Source organism: Paraburkholderia sp. J7 (assembly GCF_905220155.1).
GTDB lineage: Bacteria > Pseudomonadota > Gammaproteobacteria > Burkholderiales > Burkholderiaceae > Paraburkholderia.
The window spans coordinates 90,014-105,426 of the sequence record NZ_CAJMYZ010000013.1 but is presented as its reverse complement, the minus strand read 5'-3'; the positions used below and the strand labels follow the sequence as shown (position 1 = coordinate 105,426).

Below are 15,413 nucleotides of genomic sequence, written 5' to 3'. Positions count from 1 at the left end.
CAAGACATAACGCAACGAACAAGGAGACAACGTCATGAAGCCAGCAATGAAGACCGCCGCGAAGTGCATAAGTCGCGCGGTGAGTGCGGGTGCACTCGTCGCCGCGGCCAGCGCCGCTCACGCGCAGACCGTCACGATCGCCATGTTGAACAATCCGGACATGATCGAGCTGAAGAAGCTCTCGCCGGCCTTCGAGAAGGCCAATCCGGGCATCAAGCTGAACTGGGTGATCCTCGAAGAAAACGTGCTGCGCCAGCGCGCGACCACCGACATCACGACCAACAGCGGCCAGTTCGACGTGATGATGATCGGCACCTACGAGGCGCCGCAATGGGGCAAGCGCGGCTGGATCGTGCCGATGACGAACCTGCCCGCGAGCTACGATCTCGACGACGTGGTGAAGACCGCGCGCGACGGTCTCTCGTACAACGGCACGCTCTATGCGCTGCCGTTTTACGTCGAAAGCTCGATGACGTATTACCGCAAGGACCTGTTCGACAAGAAGGGCCTCAAGATGCCCGAGCAGCCGACCTATGACCAGATCCGCGACTTCGCCGACAAGCTGACCGACAAATCGGCCGGCCAGTATGGCATCTGCCTGCGCGGCAAGGCCGGCTGGGGCGAGAACATGGCGTACGTGACGACGGTCGCGAACACCTTCGGCGGCCGCTGGTTCGACGAGAAGTGGCAAGCGCAGCTCACGTCGCCCGAGTGGAAGAAGGCGGTGAACTTCTATGTCGATATGCTGAAGAAGGATGGCCCTCCGGGAGCGAGCTCGAACGGCTTCAACGAAAACCTCACGCTGATGTCATCGGGTAAGTGCGCGATGTGGATCGACGCCACGGTGGCCGCGGGCATTCTCTACAACAAGCAGCAGTCGCAGGTGGCCGACAAGATCGGCTTCGCGGCCGCGCCGACCGAAGTCACGCCCAATGGCGCGCACTGGCTGTGGTCGTGGGCGCTCGCCGTGCCGAAGTCGTCGAAGTCGCAGGACGCCGCGAAGAAGTTCATCGAATGGGCGACCTCGAAAGAGTATGTCCAGATGGTCGCGCAGGACGAAGGTTGGGCTTCGGTGCCGTCGGGTACGCGGATTTCGACGTATCAGAATCCCGAGTACAAGAAGGCCGCGCCGTTCTCCGACTTCGTGCTGAAGGCGATCCAGACCGCCGATCCGACCCACCCGACCGCGAAGCCGGTGCCGTACACGGGTATCCAGTTCGTTGGGATTCCTGAGTTCCAGTCGTTCGGTACGGTCGTGGGCCAAAGCGTTGCGGGCGCCGTGGCAGGGCAGATGAGCGTCGATCAGGCGCTCACGGCGGGTAACGCCGCTGCCAACCGCGCCGTGGCGCAAGCCGGGTATCAGAAGTAAAAGCGAAAAATGAGGCTGCGATGTTCGAGCAGCCAGCGTAGTAACGCGAGCGCGCGCCGGGCCGCCCGGCGCGGCGCGCGCCCTCGCGAAGCCGATGCAGCGCCTGCACCCTGAGCAGGCGCGCAACCGAGAAGGGTGGTCCTCATGCGTCATCTCCATCTCCCCATGCCTATATTCAATCGAGCGCGCACGCCACAGAAACCGCAGCAGGTCGAATCGCGCCGCACGGCGTCGCGCTGGCTCGTGTCGCCGTCCGTCGCGGTGCTGCTGCTGTGGATGACGATCCCGCTCGCGATGACGATCTGGTATTCGTTCACGCGATACAACCTGCTGAATCCGGACCTCAAGGGTTTCGCGGGCTTCGACAACTACCGGTTCCTCGCTACCGACCCCTCGTTCGTGCCGTCGATCGTGCACACCATCGAGCTGATCGTGGCGGTGCTCGTGATCACCGTGGTCGGCGGCGTGCTGATGGCAGTGCTGTTCGACCGCAAGTTCGTGGGCCAGGGCGTGGCGCGCCTCTTCGCCATCGCGCCGTTCTTCGTAATGCCCACGGTGAGCGCGCTGATCTGGAAGAACATGATCCTGCATCCGGTGTATGGCCTCGTGGCCATCGCGATGCGCTCGATGGGCATGACGCCGATCGACTGGTTCGCTGTGTATCCGCTCACCGCGGTCATCATGATCGTGGCCTGGCAATGGCTGCCGTTCGCGTTCCTCATTCTCTTCACGGCGATCCAGTCGCTCGACCAGGAGCAGAAGGAAGCCGCGAAGATCGACGGCGCGGGGCCCATCGCCTTGTTCTTCTACATCACGCTGCCGCACCTGCGGCGCGCGATTGCCGTTGTCGTGATGATGGAATCCATCTTCCTGCTCTCGATCTTCGCCGAGATCTACACGACCACGGGCGGCGGTCCCGGCAACGCGACCACGAACCTCACCTACCTGATCTACTCGTTGGGCCTGCAGCAGTTCGACGTGGGTATCGCTTCGGCTGGCGGCATTCTCGCTGTCGTGCTGGCGAACATCGTGTCGTTCTTCCTCGTGCGCATGCTCGCGCGCAACCTCAAAGGGGAGTACGAAAAATGAGCCAGATTACTGCTACGCCTGCTCGATCGCCCGACGCGGTCAACCACTCGTCGCCGCTGCAGTTCCTTGGTCGCGTGGTCCCGGGGCTGCTCGCCTGGCTGATCGCGATTGCGCTGTTCTTCCCGATCTTCTGGATGACGATCACGGCATTCAAGACCGAACAGCAGGCCTATATTCCGACGATCTTCTTCCTGCCGACGCTCGACAGCTTCCGCGAGGTGTTCGCGCGCAGCAACTACTTCGCGTTCGCCTGGAATTCGGTGCTGATCTCGGCGGGCGTGACGGTCGTCTGCCTGATCTTTGCCGTGCCCGCGGCCTACGCGATGGCGTTCTTCCCGAACCAGCGCACGCAGAAGATCCTGTTGTGGATGCTCTCCACGAAGATGATGCCTTCGGTGGGCGTGCTCGTGCCGATCTATCTGCTGTGGAAGAACACGGGGCTGCTCGACACCGTGAGCGGGCTCATCATCGTCTATACGCTCATCAACCTGCCTATCGCGGTGTGGATGGCGTACACGTACTTCAACGAGATTCCACGCGACATTCTCGAAGCGGGGCGTATGGACGGCGCGGCCACCTGGCAGGAGATCGTCTATCTGCTCATGCCGATGGCGGTGCCGGGCCTCGCATCCACCGCACTGCTGCTGATCATTCTTTCGTGGAACGAAGCATTCTGGAGCATCAACCTCTCCAGCTCGAACGCCGCGCCGCTTACCGTGTTCATCGCTTCGTATTCGAGTCCTGAGGGGCTCTTCTGGGCGAAGCTTTCCGCGGCGTCGCTGCTGGCGGTCGCACCGGTGCTGATCGTCGGCTGGCTTTCGCAGAAGCAGCTGGTACGCGGCCTTACGTTCGGTGCAGTCAAGTAAATGGACCACGCGATGCCCATTCAAGCCCTCATCTGCGACTGCGACGGCGTGCTGATCGACAGCGAAGCCGTGGCGGCCAGCGTGCTGGTGCGCGAACTCGAAGCGCGCTGGCCCGGTGTGGACGCGGCGCCGGTCGTGATGCCGTTGCTTGGCCAGCGCATCGAGCGCGTGCTGGGCGGCGCGGGCGAGGCGCTCGGGCGCAGCCTGAGCGTAGCGGACGTCGATGCGATCCGCGCGGTCGCAGAAGCCCAGGCGCGTGAGGCGCCGCTTTTCCCGGGCGTCGTCGCCGCGCTGGAAGCCGTGACGCTCACCAAGGCCTGCGCGAGCAACAGCTACACGGCAGTGGTGCGCGAAGTGCTGGCGCGCAACGGACTCGAACGCTTCTTCGGCGCGCGCGTGTATTGCGCGGATATCGTCGCCAAACCGAAGCCCGCGCCCGATGTCTACCTCGCGGCGGCGCAGGGCATGGACGTCGCGCCCGCCGCGTGCCTTGTGGTCGAGGACAGCGTGACGGGTGTGAGCGCGGCGCGCGCGGCCGGCATGACCGTGCTCGGCTTCGTGGGCGGCACGCACGTGGGCGGCGACGCGCACGCGCACGAGTTGCGCGAAGCGGGTGCAATCGAAATTTTCGACGACATGACGACGCTGCCTGCGCGGGTGGCGCAATGGATGAACAGGGCGCAAGCGCGTTCGAACTGAATCAGGCAGAAACGGAGACATATCATGGCAAGCGTGATCCTCAGAGACGTACTGAAGCGCTACGACGACAACGAAGTCCTGCGCGACGTGAACCTCGACATCGGCGACGGCGAGTTCGTCGTGTTCGTGGGCCCGAGCGGCTGCGGCAAGACCACGCTCATGCGCATGATCGCGGGGCTGGAGGACATCAGCGGCGGCGACCTGATGATCGACGGCACGCGCATGAACGACGTGCCCCCGGCCAAGCGCGGCATTGCAATGGTGTTCCAGTCGTACGCGCTCTATCCGCACATGACGCTCTACGACAACATGGCGTTTGGCCTGAAGCTCGCGGGCGCGAAGAAGCCCGAGATCGACGCGGCCGTGAAGAACGCCGCGAAGATCCTGCACATCGACCACTTGCTCGACCGCAAGCCCAAGCAGCTTTCGGGCGGCCAGCGCCAGCGCGTGGCGATCGGGCGCGCGATCACGCGCAAGCCCAAGGTGTTCCTGTTCGACGAGCCGCTCTCGAACCTCGATGCCGCGCTGCGCGTGAAGATGCGCCTCGAATTCGCGCGTCTGCACGACGAACTGAAGACCACGATGATCTACGTGACGCACGATCAGGTCGAAGCGATGACGCTCGCCGACAAGATCGTCGTGCTCTCCGCGGGCAACGTCGAACAGGTCGGCAGTCCGAACCGTCTGTATCACGCGCCGGCGAACCGCTTCGTGGCGGGTTTCATCGGCTCGCCGAAGATGAACTTCCTCGACGGCACGGTGCAGAGAGTCGAGAGCGACGGCATTGTCGTGCGCTACGAGACGGGCGATACGCAGAAGGTGGCCGTCGAGCCCGGCACGGCGCGCGAAGGCGACAAGGTGACGGTGGGCATCCGTCCCGAGCATCTGCACATCATGACGGGCGGAGAAGGCGTGAGCGCGAAGGCGATGACGGTCGAATCGCTTGGCGACGCGGCCTATCTCTACGCCGAATGCCCGGTTGCGCCTGATGGCCTGATCGCGCGCATTCCGCCGCTGGAGCGGCACGAGCGCGGCGAGGCATTCAAGGTCGGCTCGACGCCCGATCATTGCCATCTCTTCAATGCGGATGGTCTCGCGTTCGAGCGTCGTTTCGCGCAGCAACTGGCTGCGTGATTTCACTGGCTTGCTGGACGCACCGCCTCGAAGCGTGAGGCGGTGTTTGTGTGGCGAGGTACCTGAGGTTGCCTTTGTTAGCCCGCTTCGCGCGGGCTTCTTTTTTTGTTCGGTGCAGGGTTTAGCGTTCGATCGCCGCGCGCGCGCACAGCTCGTCGGTGACGAGCCCGGAGAGCCAGCCGCCGTTGAGCGCCGCGATCACGGCTTCGCGCTTGCGCGCGCCGCCTGCAAAACCGATGGTCGGGCGGCGCGGCGGCGAATCGAGGTACACGCTCGTCACGCGGCGGCCCGTGGGGGAATCGACACGCTTGCCGGCTGCGTCGATCGGCAGGCCGAGCATTTCGGCCACAGCGCCTTGGCCCATCAATTCGCGCACTTCGTCGGAGGTGATGAAGCCGTCCTCATGCAGCGGGCAATGCTCGCCGATGTTGCCAATGCCGACGAACGCGACATCGGCCTCGCCCGAAAGCGATTCGACGATGCGATAGAGCCGGTGATTGCACCACTGCGCGCGCTCGGCCTCGTTATCGGCGATGAGCGGTGCGGGCAGCAAAAAGTGCTTGCCACCCGTTTTCTCGGAGATATGCAGCGCGACGTCGTAGCGGTTCGACGAGCCGTCCTGGGCGATCGCGCCCACCATCGAAACCAGCCGATGCTGCGGCCGCTCCAGTTGCGCGATCTGATCGACGGCCGCCTTGAGCGTACGTCCACTGCTCACCGCCACCACCATCGGCCGCTCTTCGGTGAGGTAGCGCTCCATCACTTGCGCGCCCGCTACCGCGAGCTTGCGGTCGATCTCCTCGGGTGTGTCGTTGTCCACGGGCACCACTTCGCAAACCGAAAGGCCGTAGCGCTTCGAAAGCGCATCGGCGAGCGCGAGACAATCGGCGAGACGGTGATCGACGCGCACGCGGATAAGGTTCTTCTCGACCGCGAACGCAACTAGGCGCTGCGCGACGGGGCGCGACACCTGCAGTTTCTCGGCGATTTCGTTCTGGGTGTTGCCGGCCACGTAGTAGAGCCAGGCGGCGCGGGTCGCGAGATCGAGTTTTTCGGTGGACTTGGGCACGGTGGTGGTCGGAGCGGGATCGGGGCCGAAGTGTACTGCACGCAATTGCGCGGCTTACGCGAGGCGTTCGCGCGAGGGCTCGAAAAGCGGGCGCACGTGGCGGTACAGCGCGCGGTAGGCGGTCAGCCGCTCGCGCAGCGCCGCGTGGCGCGCGGCGTTGGGCGTGTACTCGGCCACCACGGGCGGCTTCGTCAGCACCTCGCGTGCGTCGCCGCCTGCCGCGAGCCAGCCAAGGCGCGCCGCGCCGAGCGCCGCACCCGTCTCGCCGCCGCCGTGCTGGCGCGTGGGCGTGTTGAATGCGTCCGCGACCAGTTGCGCCCAGTAGCCGCTGCGCGCGCCGCCGCCGAGCATCGACAGCGCGCCCACTTCGGTGCCGGCGGCCGCGAGGGCGTCGAGGCCGTCGGTGAGCGCGAGCGTCACGCCTTCGAGCACGGCGTAGCCGAGCAGCGCGCGGTCGGTCGCGTGCGTCATGCCGAAGAACACGCCCTGCGCATATGGGTCGTTGTGCGGCGTGCGCTCGCCCGAGAGATACGGCAGGAAGAGCGGGGCTTCGGCGAGCGTTTGCGCGCCCAGCTGTTCGACTTCGGCGAGCAGGGTGGGCTCGTTCGTGCCCGTGAGCTTGCAGACCCAGCGCAGGCAGCTCGCCGCCGAAAGCACGACGCTCATCTGGTGCCAGCGGTCCGGAATCGCGTGGCAGAACGCATGCACGGCGGAAGCGGGGTTGGGCCGGAAGCGGTCGCCCACCACGCACAGCACGCCCGAGGTGCCGAGCGAGACGAAGCCGTCGCCGGGCTGCGTCGCGCCGATGCCGATGGCGCTCGTCGCGTTGTCGCCGCCGCCCGCGGCGACGACCACGTCCTCGCGCAGGCCGAATTCGCGCGCGAGTGCGGGCAGCAGCGTGCCGGAGGGCGCGCTGCCTTCGGCGAGCGCGGGCATTTGCGCGCGCGTCATGTTGCAGGCGTCGAGCAGCGCGTCGGACCAGTCGCGTTTGGCCACGTCGAGCCAGAGCGTGCCGGCGGCGTCCGATGGATCGGAGACCTTGCCACCCGTGAGTTGCAGGCGCAGATAGTCCTTTGGCAGCAGCACGCAGGCCGTTGCGCGAAAGATCTGCGGCTCATGGCGCGCGACCCACAGCAGTTTGGGCGCCGTGAAGCCCGGCATGGCGAGATTGCCCGCGATGCGATGCAGTTGCGGCGCGCGCGCGGTGAGTTCGGCGCATTCGTCCACCGCGCGCATGTCGTTCCAGAGGATCGCGGGGCGCAATACGTTGTCGTGCGCGTCGAGCAGCACGGCGCCGTGCATCTGTCCGGAAAGGCCGATGCCGCGCACCTGCGCGAATTCGCGCGGATGCGCCTCACGCAGCGCGGCGAGCGCGCGGCGCGTGCCGTCCCACCAGTCGGCGGGATTCTGCTCGGACCAGCGCGGATGCGGGCGCGAGACGACGAAGGGCGTGCCGGCAGTGCCGATCACGCGGCCGTCGGGCGCGAGCAGCAGGACTTTCACTTCGGAGGTGCCGAGGTCGATGCCGAGATACATAGGCGCGCGGAAGTCGTAATGTGAGTTGCGCTACTTTAGCCGCGCGCCGTGCGCGACGCCATGCGCGCCGACCCGGAGGGCGCGCGCGGCGCGGGGGTGACGGATCAAGCCGCCGTGTTGCTTCACACGCTGCAGCCGCGCGAGGCGAGCCACGCGTCGACGCGCGTGAGCGCGCCGCGCACGGCATCGCCCAGCGTCGGGTTGCCGGCGAGGCCGCCCCAGAGCAGCTTGTCGCCGAGAAACGTCGAGACAGGGTCGCCGCTGTCGAACATGCGGTGCACGGCCGCCTGGTCCATCACGCCATCCTGGTAGGTGTAGGGCAGCGTGCCCTTGTGCCAGCGCGCGAGAAAGCGCAGGAAGAGCGCGGGCAGCATGGCCGTGGCGGCAGGCGTCGCGCCGCTGGCGATGCGTTGTGCGAGCGTGGGCGCGATGAAGCCGGGGATCTTCGAGTAGCCGTCGGCGGCCACGCGCTGGTTCGTGTCCTGGATATACGGGTTGCTGAAGCGTTCGAGCACGACGTCGCGATACTTCGCGAGATCGAGCGGGCTGGGCGTGAGGCAGGGAATCACGTCTTCGCTCACGTACTCGCGCGCAAAGGTGCGGATGTCGGCGTCGTGGGTGCCTTCGTGGATGAAGTCGAGCCCGACGAGCGTGCCCGCCCACGCAATGCAACTGTGCGTGGCGTTGAGGATGCGGATCTTCGCTTCCTCATAGGGCATCACCGATTCGACCATCTCCGCGCCCGCGCGCTCCCAGGCGGGCCGCCCGGCGCAGAAGTGATCTTCGATCACCCATTGAATGAACGCCTCGCCCATCACTGGGCAGGCGTCGTCCACGCCGGTCGCCGCCTTCACGCGCTCGCGCACGTCGGGCGTGGGGCGCGGCGTAATGCGGTCGACCATCGAGTCGGGGCAGGCCGTGTTCGCGTCGAACCAGGCGCGCAGATCCGTCGCGCCGCGCAGCGCGAGGAACTCGCGCATGCCCGCGTGAAAGCGCTTGCCGTTGCTGCGCAGGTTGTCACAGGTCTGCAGCGTGACGGGGCCGCCATCGCGCGCCATGCGCGCTTCGAGAATCGCCGCGAGGGCACCGTAAATGGTCGTGCGGCCGCCATTGAGGTCGGCAGCGAGGTCCGGGTTCGCGGTGTCGAGCCGGTCGTGTTCGTCGAGGTAATAGCCGCCTTCGGTCACCGTGAACGCGATGATCTTGCAGTTCGGGTCGGCGCCCGCGTCGATCAGGCTCGCGAGATCGGCGGACCATGGCAGCACGCGCGTGATCGAGCGGATCGTCTCGTAGGCACGCTCGCCTTGTGGCGTGACTGTTTCGAGCGTGTAGGCGCCGTTCTGCGCGGCCAGCGCGTCCATCACGGCGTTCATGTCGGAGCGGATGTTGCCGACGGTGAGCGACCAGGCGGCCTCGTCGGGCTTGCGCGTGAGGTTTACGCGATGCAGGTACCACGCCTGATGCGCCCGGTGAAACGACCCGGCGCCGATGTGCAGGATCACGTTCGCATCGCTGCGTTCGGTGTTCATTCGGTGTCTCCTTACTCAAAGCGGCCTGGCGGCTCGAGCCTGAGCAATTGCTCTAGTGATGAACGAATGATCGTATCCGGTCGATCGAAAGTCAAGCGGGCGAGGGCAGTTTTCGGTGGCGCGCTGCGGCGGCGGATGACGCGCGCGCGGTCGTCGAACGCGCGTCGAGTAAATGTGGGTGGGGATGTTGTGGCGCACAAGGCGCCCGGGAATCGATGGCGGGAAAATGGGCCAGCGGTTTCAGCCGCCAATCCGCTCCACCGCCGCAACGGCCTGTGCGGTCGCGTCTTGCGCGCAGCAATCCACGACGATGCGCTCCGGCATCGCGCGCAGCCACGTGAGCTGACGCTTGCAGAGCTGGCGCGTGGCGAACACGCCCTTGTCGCGCATGGTGTCGTAGTCCGCGTCGCCGTCGAGGTATTCCCACACCTGGCGGTAGCCCACGCAGCGCATGGACGGCAGGGTGGGATTCAGGTCGCCGCGCGCGCGCAGCGCCTTCACCTCGTCGATGAGGCCGCCCGCGAGCATCGCATTGAACCGCGCCTCGATGCGCGCGTGCAGCACGCCGCGATCGGACGGTTCGAGCGCAACCGGCACGAAGCGATAGCGCGCGGCTTCATCCTCGCGCGTGGACGGCGTGGCGAGCAGCACTGACATCGGCTGCCCGCTCAGTATGAAAATTTCGAGCGCGCGCTGAATGCGCTGCGAGTCGTTCGGGGCCAGGCGCGCCGCGGTGGCCGGATCGACCTGCGCGAGGCGGGCGTGCATGGCGGGCCAGCCGTCGCGTGCGGCTTCAGCGTCGAGTTGCGCACGCACGGCGGGATCGGCCGAGGGCAGGTCGTTCAGGCCTTGCGTGAGCGCCTTGTAATACAGCATCGTGCCGCCCACGAGCAGCGGCACGTTCCCGCGCGCAACGATTTCGCCCGTCACGCGCAGTGCGTCGGCGCGAAAGTCGGCGGCGGAATACGCATCCAGCGGATCGACGATATCGATCAGATGATGCGCGGCGGCCGCCCGCTCCTCGGCGGTCGGCTTCGCGGTGCCGATGTCCATCTCGCGGTACACGAGCGCGGAATCGACGCTGACGATCTCCACCGTGCGCCCGCGCGCCGCCAACTGCGCGGCGTACGCAAGCGCGGCCGCGGTCTTGCCCGAGGCCGTGGGACCGAGCAGGCACGCGACGGGCAACGCTTCGTTGGTTTGTTTCGTGGACTGCGTCATTGACCGCGCATGAAGAGCCGATCGAGATCGGCGAGCGTGAGCTGGTACCAGGTCGGCCGGCCGTGGTTGCACTGGTCGGCGCGCTCGGTCGTTTCCATCTGGCGCAGCAGCGCGTTCATCTCGTCGAGCGTGAGGCGTCGGTTTGCGCGCACCGCGTGATGGCAGGCGAGCGTGCCGAGCATCTCGTGCTGGCGCTCGGTGAGCACGCGCGAGCCGCCGTACTCGTGCAGATCGGCGAGCACGGCGCGCGCGAGCGCCTGGAGATCGGCGTCCTTGAGGAGTGCGGGCACCGCGCGGATCGCGATCGACGTGGGCGAGAGCACGGCGAGATCGAAGCCCAGCGCCTCGAGCGTCGCCTTTTCTTCCTCGACGGTGCCGGTTTCGACGGGATCGGCCGTCATCGAGATCGGGATCAGCAAGGGCTGCACGGCGAGCGAGCGCTCGGCAAGGGCCTGCTTGAACTGCTCGTAAAGAATGCGCTCGTGTGCGGCGTGCATGTCGACGATCACGAGGCCGCGCGCGTTTTGCGCGAGCACGTAAATGCCGTGCACCTGCCCGAGCGCGAAGCCGAGCGGATGGTCTTCGCCCGCTTCGAACGCGGCGTGCGGTGCGCTGGCGGCGAACGCGTCGGCTGCGCCGTCTTGCGCCTGCGGCACGGTCGAGCCCTGCGCCGTGCCCGCGCCGACGTCCTTGCGGCCGAACAACGCGTCATACAGCGCGAGCGGTTGCGCGACCGGCAGGCTGCCTTGCGTCATGCGCGACTGGCGCAGCCAGGTGTTGCCGCTGCTTGCGTTGGCGCCGCCTGCGTTTGCAGCCCCAAAGCCGGCAGCGCGCGAGAGCGGGCTACCCGCGCCGCCGCCGAAGCTGCTGGCCACGCTTGCGGTGCCGAACTTGCCGTCCGCGCCGAAACCGCCCGTAGCACCTGGCGCTGCGCCCGCGCGCGGGTAATCGGACGCGCCCGAAGCCAGGCCGACCGATGCGCCCAGCACCCCGGCGCCCGGCAACGCGCGCGGCTCGATGAGCGCGGCCGCGTGGCCGCCCGAGGTCGTCTCGGGCGAGGCGCCCGCATGGCGCGCAAGCGCGCGCTGCACGGCGTGGAACACGAACTGGTGAATCGAGCGCGAGTCGCGAAAGCGCACTTCGATCTTCGAGGGATGCACGTTCACGTCGACGGCTTCGGGCGGCAGGTCGAGGAACAGCACGTACGACGGATAGCGCTCGCCGTGCAGCACGTCCTCGTAGGCCGCGCGCACGGCGTGCGTGAGCAGCTTGTCGCGCACGAAGCGGCCGTTCACAAAGAAGTACTGCTGGTCGGCGCGGTTGCGGCTCGCCGTGGGCAGGCCCGCGCAGCCGTACACGGCGAGCGGCCCGGCGCGCTCGTCGAGCGGCAGGTGCGCCGTGGCAAAGACTTCGCCGAGAATCTTCGAAACGCGCGTGGCGGGATCGCTTGCGTTCCAGTGCTCGACCGCGCGGCCGTTGTGCAGCACCGAGATCGCGACGTCCGGGCGCGCGAGCGCGCTGCGGCGGATCATCTCGAGGCAATGGCCCAGTTCGGTCTGCTCGCTCTTCAGGAACTTGCGGCGCGCGGGCGTATTGAAGTACAGCTCGCGCACCTCGATGGTCGTGCCCTGGCCGCCCGCAGCCGGCGAGATCGCGCCCGTGTGGCCCTCGATCTTCACGGCGTGCGGCGCGTCGGCGCTGCGGCTCGTGATCGACATCTCGGCCACCGAGGCGATCGACGCCAGCGCTTCGCCGCGAAACCCGAGCGTCGCGACGCTTTCGAGTTCGGCGAGCGAGCGGATCTTGCTCGTGGCGTGGCGCATGAGCGCGAGCGGCAACTCGGCTTCGGGAATGCCGCAGCCGTCGTCGGCGATGGAAATGCGCTTCACACCGCCTTCGTCGAGCAGGATGCGCAGGGTGCTCGCCCCGGCGTCGAGCGCGTTTTCCAGCAGTTCCTTGACGACGGAGGCGGGCCGCTCGACCACTTCGCCCGCGGCGATCTGGCTGATGAGCTGATCGGGCAGCGCCTGGATCGCGCGCGCGGGCTGCGCGGCGCGCGATGCGACGGCGGCGTCGGTCGTGCTGGCGGCGGGGGCGGCGTTGGCGGAATCCGGCGCGGCGCCGGTGGGTTCGGAATTCGAAGACATGCGCGCAATTATAGCGAGTCGGCGCGGCGCCACCTGGCGCGCATCGGCACCCCTAAAAACCGCCATCTAGCAGCGCTTTGTGCGCGAAATCACCGAAATTGGCGGGATTTTTTCGTGACGGCCAGGCACTTTCGGTATCATGGCGCGGTCAATTTTGCTTCTCGCGCAACACAGGGCGAACGCGATTTTTCAGGCGCGCGGCCCACGATCAATAAGGGACACTTTTGGATACGCTTCTGCAGTTCGTCAATCTTGTCTTGCACATCGACAAGTTTCTCGGTGTCTTCATCCAGCAATACGGCGGCTGGGTCTACGCGGTGCTGTTCCTGATCGTGTTCTGCGAAACCGGGCTCGTGGTGCTGCCGTTCCTGCCGGGCGACTCGCTGCTCTTCATCGGCGGCGCGTTTGCCGCTACGCACGAGATGAATCTCGGCCTGCTGATCGTGCTGCTGCTCGTGGCGGCGGTCCTTGGCAATACGGTCAACTATCTGATCGGGCGCGCCATCGGGCCGAAGGTGTTCAATACGCACATTCCCGTGCTCGAACGCTTCCTCGATCGCGCCGCACTGCAGAAAACGCACGAATTCTACGAGCGCCACGGCGGCAAGACCATCGTGCTCGCGCGTTTCATTCCTGTCGTGCGTACCTTCGCGCCGTTCGTGGCGGGCGTGTCGCAAATGAGCATGCGACGTTTTCAGTTCTTCACGATCACGGGTGCGCTGTTCTGGGTGTTGCTGCTCGTGCTGCTCGGCTACTTCTTCGGCAACATTCCGTTCATTCGCCAGTATCTGAACGTGATCGTGCTCGTCGGCATTGGCGCTGCGATCGTGCCGATCCTGCTTGGCGGCCTGTGGAAGATGCTGCGCAAGAACTCGCGCGGCGGCGCTGTGCGCAAGCCCAACGGCGGTTGAGCGCCTGGCGCCACCAGGCTGCAACGCAATAAAAAACGGCATCGCCTGCGAAGGCGATGCCGTTTTGCTTTGGCGGGCGCGTCGAACGCGGTGGGCTAGGTGCCCACGCGGCGAATGATCGAAGGCGTTTCGGGGGTGGGGTAGCCCGCGTCCTTGAAGGTCTCGACGATCGCGCGGTTGGTGTCGAAGTAGACCTGCCAGTAGGTGTCGTTGTTCGTGTAGGGCCGCACGGCCAGCAGCGGCCCTTCGGGCGTGAACGAGAGAATCTCGACATCGGCCGCCGGTTCCTGCGCAACGTTCGGAATTTTCGCGATGGCGGCGCGCAGGCGGTTGGCGGCATCGACGGGATCGACACCGTTGGCGATCTTCGCGGTCAGCTCGACGCGGCGCACGGCCGTCGCGCTGTAGTTCGAGATGGTGTCCGAGAAGATCTTGTTGTTGCCGACGATGTTGACCACGTTGTCCGGCGAGATGATGGTCGTGCCGAAAATGCCGAGTTCCTTCACGGTGCCCGTCACGCCCCCGGCCGTCACGAAGTCGCCCACCTTGAACGGCCGCAGCACCTGCATGAACACGCCAGCCGCGAAATGCGCGAGGAGGCCGCCCCACGCCGTGCCGATGGCGAGGCCAAGACCGGCGAGGAGCGCCGCGAACGAGGTGGTCTGCACGCCGAACACCTGGAGGATCGCGAGGACCAGCAGCAGGTTCAGGACGGCGGCGAGGATTGAACTGAGGTAATGCGCGAGCGTGGGATCGACGCGCTCGTTGCGCGCGAGCACCTTGCGCAGCAAACCGGCGACGAGGTTGATGGCCCAGCGCCCGATGATCCACAGGGCGATCGCCGCGACGACCTTGGTCCCGAAGTCGATGCCCCGGGTCATGATGAATACGCGGATGGTTTCGAGATCCAAAATGCCCTCGCTTGTGCCGTGGAATTGCCGTTGATCGAGCCGGAAAAGACGTGCAACCGACAGTGGCGGGGAGCGCGGCGCGTGTCGTGGCTGGCGCCGTCTGTCCCTCGGAGCATTTATAGGCGAACTGAAAAAAGCGCGCATCCAACGTGCCCAGCGGCTTGAAGGGTTGACCCCGCGCACGCAGCACGAAGCGCGCGTTCAATCGATGCGGCGTGCATGGCCGTTCGGCTGTATCGTTGCGCGATCGACACCGACACTGACCCGCACCAAAAAGGAGGCCCGCCATGAACCTTCAGAACACCGATCTCCATCTCATCACCGTAAAGCTCGACGAGCTTCGTCCCACGCAGATCACGGTGGGCTTTCGGGAGGTGAACGCCAAGCGCGCGCACTGGCAGGCGCTCGACAAGAAAGGCCGCGCGGCGGCCATCGACTCGCACTGGTTTCCCGCCGTGCTCGGGCCGAAGTCGCGCTACTACGTGGTCGATCACCACCACCTTGGCCGCGCGTGGCTCGAAGAATCGGTGGAAAGCGTGCGGGTGACGGTGCTCAAGGATCTCTCGTGGCTCGAGCCCACGATCTTCTGGCGCATGATGGAGCACAACCAGTGGGTGCATCCGTTCAATGCCTCGGGCGAGCGCTGCGAATTCGAGCAGTTACCCAAGCAGCTCCTGGGTCTCGCCGACGATCCGTATCGCAGCCTCGCGGGCGAGTTGCGCACGTCGGGCGGCTACGCGAAGGACACGACACCGTTCAGCGAATTCCTGTGGGCCGACTATCTGCGCCGTAAGGTATCCGAAACGCGCTTGCGCAAAGACTTCGACGCGGCGCTCGCCGACGCGCTTTCGCACGCGCACGATCCCGAAGCGCGTTACTTGCCGGGCTGGTCGGGGGTGGTGCCAGCCGCGGCGGCCGGCGTGCCGGCGGGG

The 15,413-nt window shown here is 66.3% G+C and carries 13 protein-coding genes and 1 pseudogene; 7 read left to right on the top strand and 7 right to left on the bottom strand.

Going from position 1 to position 15,413, the window contains the following annotated elements:
* Nucleotides 1–34 precede the first annotated feature (34 nt).
* Entirely contained in the window at nucleotides 35–1,369 is a 1,335-nt protein-coding gene (locus U5A58_RS21760) for a sugar ABC transporter substrate-binding protein (RefSeq protein WP_321913768.1), read from the top strand.
* Here the strand turns inward: U5A58_RS21760 and U5A58_RS21755 are convergent.
* Nucleotides 1,360–1,515, bottom strand: coding sequence for a hypothetical protein (locus U5A58_RS21755; RefSeq protein ID WP_321962972.1), 156 nt, complete (start codon nucleotides 1,513–1,515; stop codon nucleotides 1,360–1,362). The two genes, U5A58_RS21760 and U5A58_RS21755, sit on opposite strands and share 10 nt — an antisense overlap.
* Here U5A58_RS21755 and U5A58_RS21750 point away from each other — a divergent pair.
* The 4 genes from U5A58_RS21750 to U5A58_RS21735 are packed head-to-tail and all read left to right on the top strand — an operon-like array spanning nucleotide 1,514 to nucleotide 5,157.
* Nucleotides 1,514–2,458, top strand: coding sequence for a carbohydrate ABC transporter permease (locus U5A58_RS21750; protein ID WP_415765296.1), 945 nt, complete (start codon nucleotides 1,514–1,516; stop codon nucleotides 2,456–2,458). The two genes, U5A58_RS21755 and U5A58_RS21750, sit on opposite strands and share 2 nt — an antisense overlap.
* Complete coding sequence (locus tag U5A58_RS21745; RefSeq protein WP_415765294.1) at nucleotides 2,455–3,324, top strand: carbohydrate ABC transporter permease; 870 nt, start codon at nucleotides 2,455–2,457, stop codon at nucleotides 3,322–3,324. The genes U5A58_RS21750 and U5A58_RS21745 overlap by 4 nt, the downstream gene beginning before the upstream one ends.
* Before the next feature lie 12 nt (nucleotides 3,325–3,336).
* Entirely contained in the window at nucleotides 3,337–4,023 is a 687-nt protein-coding gene (locus U5A58_RS21740) for an HAD family phosphatase (protein ID WP_321962971.1), read from the top strand.
* A gap of 24 nt (nucleotides 4,024–4,047) precedes the next feature.
* The gene (locus U5A58_RS21735; protein WP_321935061.1) at nucleotides 4,048–5,157 is read left to right on the top strand and encodes a sn-glycerol-3-phosphate ABC transporter ATP-binding protein UgpC; all 1,110 of its coding nucleotides are present in this window, start codon (nucleotides 4,048–4,050) and stop codon (nucleotides 5,155–5,157) included.
* 121 nt (nucleotides 5,158–5,278) lie between these two features.
* Here U5A58_RS21735 and U5A58_RS21730 read toward each other — a convergent pair whose 3' ends face one another.
* The 5 genes from U5A58_RS21730 to mutL form a co-directional block, all read right to left on the bottom strand.
* The gene (locus U5A58_RS21730) at nucleotides 5,279–6,226 is read right to left on the bottom strand and encodes a sugar-binding transcriptional regulator (protein ID WP_158758530.1); all 948 of its coding nucleotides are present in this window, start codon (nucleotides 6,224–6,226) and stop codon (nucleotides 5,279–5,281) included.
* Nucleotides 6,227–6,280: 54 nt separating this feature from the next.
* A complete protein-coding gene (xylB, locus tag U5A58_RS21725) occupies nucleotides 6,281–7,762 on the bottom strand; it encodes a xylulokinase (protein WP_321962970.1) in 1,482 nt (493 codons plus the stop codon).
* A gap of 122 nt (nucleotides 7,763–7,884) precedes the next feature.
* Nucleotides 7,885–9,291 (bottom strand): D-arabinitol 4-dehydrogenase, encoded by a 1,407-nt coding sequence (gene dalD / locus U5A58_RS21720; RefSeq protein ID WP_321962969.1) that lies wholly within the window; start codon nucleotides 9,289–9,291, stop codon nucleotides 7,885–7,887.
* Between the two features lie 240 nt (nucleotides 9,292–9,531).
* On the bottom strand, nucleotides 9,532–10,512 hold the full coding sequence (miaA, locus tag U5A58_RS21715) for a tRNA (adenosine(37)-N6)-dimethylallyltransferase MiaA (protein ID WP_321962968.1): 981 nt from the start codon (nucleotides 10,510–10,512) through the stop codon (nucleotides 9,532–9,534).
* Complete coding sequence (mutL, locus tag U5A58_RS21710; protein ID WP_321962967.1) at nucleotides 10,509–12,659, bottom strand: DNA mismatch repair endonuclease MutL; 2,151 nt, start codon at nucleotides 12,657–12,659, stop codon at nucleotides 10,509–10,511. Before mutL ends, miaA begins: the two co-directional genes overlap by 4 nt.
* A 224-nt stretch (nucleotides 12,660–12,883) precedes the next feature.
* Between mutL and U5A58_RS21705 the strand changes: the two genes are divergently transcribed.
* A complete protein-coding gene (locus U5A58_RS21705; RefSeq protein ID WP_321913775.1) occupies nucleotides 12,884–13,570 on the top strand; it encodes a DedA family protein in 687 nt (228 codons plus the stop codon).
* A gap of 95 nt (nucleotides 13,571–13,665) precedes the next feature.
* Here U5A58_RS21705 and U5A58_RS21700 read toward each other — a convergent pair whose 3' ends face one another.
* The gene (locus U5A58_RS21700) at nucleotides 13,666–14,481 is read right to left on the bottom strand and encodes a mechanosensitive ion channel family protein (protein ID WP_321962966.1); all 816 of its coding nucleotides are present in this window, start codon (nucleotides 14,479–14,481) and stop codon (nucleotides 13,666–13,668) included.
* Nucleotides 14,482–14,768: 287 nt separating this feature from the next.
* On the opposite strand from U5A58_RS21700, the pseudogene U5A58_RS21695 reads away from it, so the two are divergent.
* Nucleotides 14,769–15,389, top strand: a pseudogene (locus U5A58_RS21695) (ParB-like protein); the annotation flags it as partial.
* Nucleotides 15,390–15,413 lie beyond the last annotated feature (24 nt).

Bases quoted from the DNA above. Each gene is read 5' to 3' on its own strand.
- miaA (WP_321962968.1), bottom strand. From the start codon at position 10,512: ATGACGCAGTCCACGAAACAAACCAACGAAGCGTTGCCCGTCGCGTGC.
- U5A58_RS21745 (WP_415765294.1), top strand. From the start codon at position 2,455: ATGAGCCAGATTACTGCTACGCCTGCTCGATCGCCCGACGCGGTCAAC.
- mutL (WP_321962967.1), bottom strand. From the start codon at position 12,659: ATGTCTTCGAATTCCGAACCCACCGGCGCCGCGCCGGATTCCGCCAAC.
- U5A58_RS21760 (WP_321913768.1), top strand. From the start codon at position 35: ATGAAGCCAGCAATGAAGACCGCCGCGAAGTGCATAAGTCGCGCGGTG.
- U5A58_RS21735 (WP_321935061.1), top strand. From the start codon at position 4,048: ATGGCAAGCGTGATCCTCAGAGACGTACTGAAGCGCTACGACGACAAC.
- dalD (WP_321962969.1), bottom strand. From the start codon at position 9,291: ATGAACACCGAACGCAGCGATGCGAACGTGATCCTGCACATCGGCGCC.
- U5A58_RS21755 (WP_321962972.1), bottom strand. From the start codon at position 1,515: ATGAGGACCACCCTTCTCGGTTGCGCGCCTGCTCAGGGTGCAGGCGCT.
- U5A58_RS21740 (WP_321962971.1), top strand. From the start codon at position 3,337: ATGCCCATTCAAGCCCTCATCTGCGACTGCGACGGCGTGCTGATCGAC.
- xylB (WP_321962970.1), bottom strand. From the start codon at position 7,762: ATGTATCTCGGCATCGACCTCGGCACCTCCGAAGTGAAAGTCCTGCTG.
- U5A58_RS21750 (WP_415765296.1), top strand. From the start codon at position 1,514: ATGCGTCATCTCCATCTCCCCATGCCTATATTCAATCGAGCGCGCACG.